This window comes from Pseudomonas sp. WS 5532, assembly GCF_012985445.1.
Lineage (GTDB): Bacteria > Pseudomonadota > Gammaproteobacteria > Pseudomonadales > Pseudomonadaceae > Aquipseudomonas > Aquipseudomonas edaphica.
Genome location: NZ_JAAQWK010000049.1, coordinates 1 through 2,641, shown reverse-complemented (window position 1 = coordinate 2,641; position 2,641 = coordinate 1). Strand labels below are relative to the sequence as shown.

General features: G+C 66.2%; 2 protein-coding genes. Both read right to left on the bottom strand.

The genetic code is table 11. The features are described from left to right. Positions 1–93: 93 nt before the first annotated feature. Positions 94–843 carry an IS21-like element IS1474 family helper ATPase IstB gene (gene istB, locus HBO23_RS33530; protein ID WP_143503484.1) on the bottom strand — a complete coding sequence of 250 codons (750 nt, stop codon included), beginning with the start codon at positions 841–843 and terminating at the stop codon, positions 94–96. Next, positions 731–2,416: an IS21 family transposase gene (gene istA, locus HBO23_RS33525; RefSeq protein ID WP_170040992.1), complete on the bottom strand. Its 1,686-nt coding sequence runs from the start codon at positions 2,414–2,416 to the stop codon at positions 731–733. Before istA ends, istB begins: the two co-directional genes overlap by 113 nt. Between the last annotated feature and the right edge of the window lie 225 nt (positions 2,417–2,641).

Sequence of the window (2,641 nt, the reverse complement as noted above, 5' to 3'; positions counted from 1 at the left end):
TGCGGATTTCGGTGAACGTGACCGAGCGTTTCGCTAATACGTGACCGGTGCTTCCACCCCGGTTGCGCGGGTTCTGGATTGTAATCGCATCGGTCACGATGCGGCTTGTTCCTCGGCTTTTTTTCGGCGCAGCGACTCGCCTTTCATCGTCAGCCGGTAGGCGTTGTGCACCAGGCGGTCGAGGATGGCATCGGCCAGGGTCGGGTCGTTGATCCAGCCGTGCCAGTGCTCGATGGGCAGTTGGCTCGTCAGGATGGTGGAGCGGCTGCCAGCGCGGTCGTCGATCACCTCCAGCAGGTCATGCCGGGCTCCTTCCTCCAGCGGGGCTAGCGCCCAGTCGTCCAGCACCAGGACGTCGACCTTTGCCAGCTGTTGCAGGGTACGGCCGAAGCTGCCGTCGCCATGAGCGATGCGCAGTTGTTCCAGCAGGCGCGGGGTGCGCAGGTACAGGGTGCTATAGCCCTGGCGGCAGGCCTGGTTGCCCAGGGCGCAGGCCAGCCAGGTTTTGCCGGCACCGGTCGGGCCGGTCAGCAGCAGGTTGTGCTGCTGGCGGATCCAGTCGCCACTGGCCAGGGTGGCGATCAGACGCTCGTCCAGGGCGCGACCGGAGCGGCGGTCGAGATCTTCCAGGCAAGCGTTGCTGTACTTGAGCTTGGCCTTCTTGCGCAGCCGTACCAGGCGCTGGTTGTCACGCCAGGCCAGTTCGCGGTCGAGCAGTAGGCCGAGGCGTTCATCGAAGCTCAGGCTGTGGCTGGCCGGCAGCGTCCATTGCTCTTCCAGGGCGCGGGCCATGCCGTCCAGGCGTAGCTGGTGCAGTTGATTCAGGGTGTGTTGCGGCATCATCGAACAGCTCCTGTTGCGGGGGTTGGTAGTAGTCGGCGCCACGGACGTTTTCGTGGTGCTCGGGTAAGGCCGTTTCAGCCGCACGCTTGGGCAGCGGCTGCTGATCCAGGCCTTGCTGGAGCAGGTTGCGCACGCTGCGCCCGGTGAAGGCGCGCAGCTGGACGGCCCGTTCGGCGGCGGCTTCTAGCCGTGCATTGCCGTAGCGGCGGGCCAGCGAGAGCAGGCCAAGGCAGGCGCGGTAGCCCATCTCCGGGTGCGGCTTGTGGGTCAGCTGGTGATCGATCAGTTGGCGCGTGTAGGGGCCGATCCGCTCGCCCCAGTCGAGCAGGCGTTGCGGCGTCCATTCGCGATGCGCCTGGTGCGCCGCGGGCATGTGCTCGCGCTGGGTGCTGTAGGCGCCGCGACGGCCCAGCAGCACGTGGCTGGCCACCCGTCGGTTGCCATGCAGCACTTCCAGGGTGTGCGCCGTCAGCCGCACCTCGACGCTCTGCCGGGCCAGGGCGGAGGGCACGCTGTAGAAGCTGCCATTGACCTCGACGTGGTAGTCGATGCTGACCTTGCAGCGCTTGAAGGTGGCGACCTCGTAGGGATGCACCGGCAACGGTCGCAAGGCCGGACGATCCAGGCGCTCGAACCAGTCGCGCCGGCAGCCATCGAGCCGCTTGAACGGGCGCCGATTCAGATCCTCCAGCAGCTCGGCGATAGCCTGGTTAAGCGCATGCAGGCTGAAGAACTGCCGGTGGCGAAGCCGCGCCATGATCCAGCGCTCGACCACCTGCACCGCCACCTCGGCCTTGGCCTTGTCCTGGGGTTTGCGTGGCCGCGCCGGCAGCATCACGGTGTCGTAATGGCGGGCGCACTCCAGCGCGGCCCGGTTCAGGCCCGGCTCGTAGCGATCCGGCTGGGCGACCAGGGCGCGCGGATTGTCCGGCACAACCATTTCCGGCACGCCGCCAAAGTAGGTCAGAGCCTGGCCCAGCGAGGTCAGCCAGTCCACCTGGGTTTCGCCTGGCGTCGCGCAGGCATAGGTGTAATTCGAGGCGCCCAGGGCGGCGACGAAGATGTGCGCCCGGCGCACTTCGCCGGTGGCCGGGTCGACCACCGGCAGCGTCGGCCCGGCATAGTCGATGAATAGCTTCTCGCCCGCACGGTGCAGCTGACGCATCGAACGTTTGAGCGTCTGGGCGTAGCGCCGGTAGTGCTCGACGAACTGGGTGTAGCGGTAGGTCGGCTGGCCCGCATGCGCGGCGAGATATTCCTCCCACAGCAGCTGCAAGGTCACGCCCTTGCGTCGCAACTCGCGGTGGATGCTCAGCACATCGGGCAGCACTCGCTCACCGCGCGGCTTGTTCGTCGACGTCGGTGCAAACAAGGCGGCCGCCAGCGCGGCCTCGTCCATGGCCACCAGCGCCGGCCAGTCCAGCCCGGCCACCCGCGCCGCCGCGATGTACTTGCTAACCACGCCCTTGGACAGCTGCAAGGCACGGGCAATCTTCTCGTGGGACAAGCCGGCCTCAAACTTGAGGCGCAGACATTCTTTGATGTTTCGCATGGCTACTCGCGGCGCCGCCATCTTCCTCTCCCGAAATCGGTCGAGGATGGCGGCGCATCAGGTCATGCGCAACGAAGGGGAAGGCTTTCGCTAAGTCGTGACCGGCGATTTCGGTAAGCCGTGACCACCTGTTTCGGAACAGGCGGAGAATCGGTCACGTTGCTACCGAAATGAGCGGTCACGCGTTAGCGAAATGAGCGGTCACGATCAACCGAAACGGCCGGTCACGGTGTTCCGAAATCCGCA

Coding starts and splice junctions, on each gene's coding strand:
- istB (WP_143503484.1), bottom strand. CDS start 843: ATGATGCCGCAACACACCCTGAATCAACTGCACCAGCTACGCCTGGAC.
- istA (WP_170040992.1), bottom strand. CDS start 2,416: ATGGCGGCGCCGCGAGTAGCCATGCGAAACATCAAAGAATGTCTGCGC.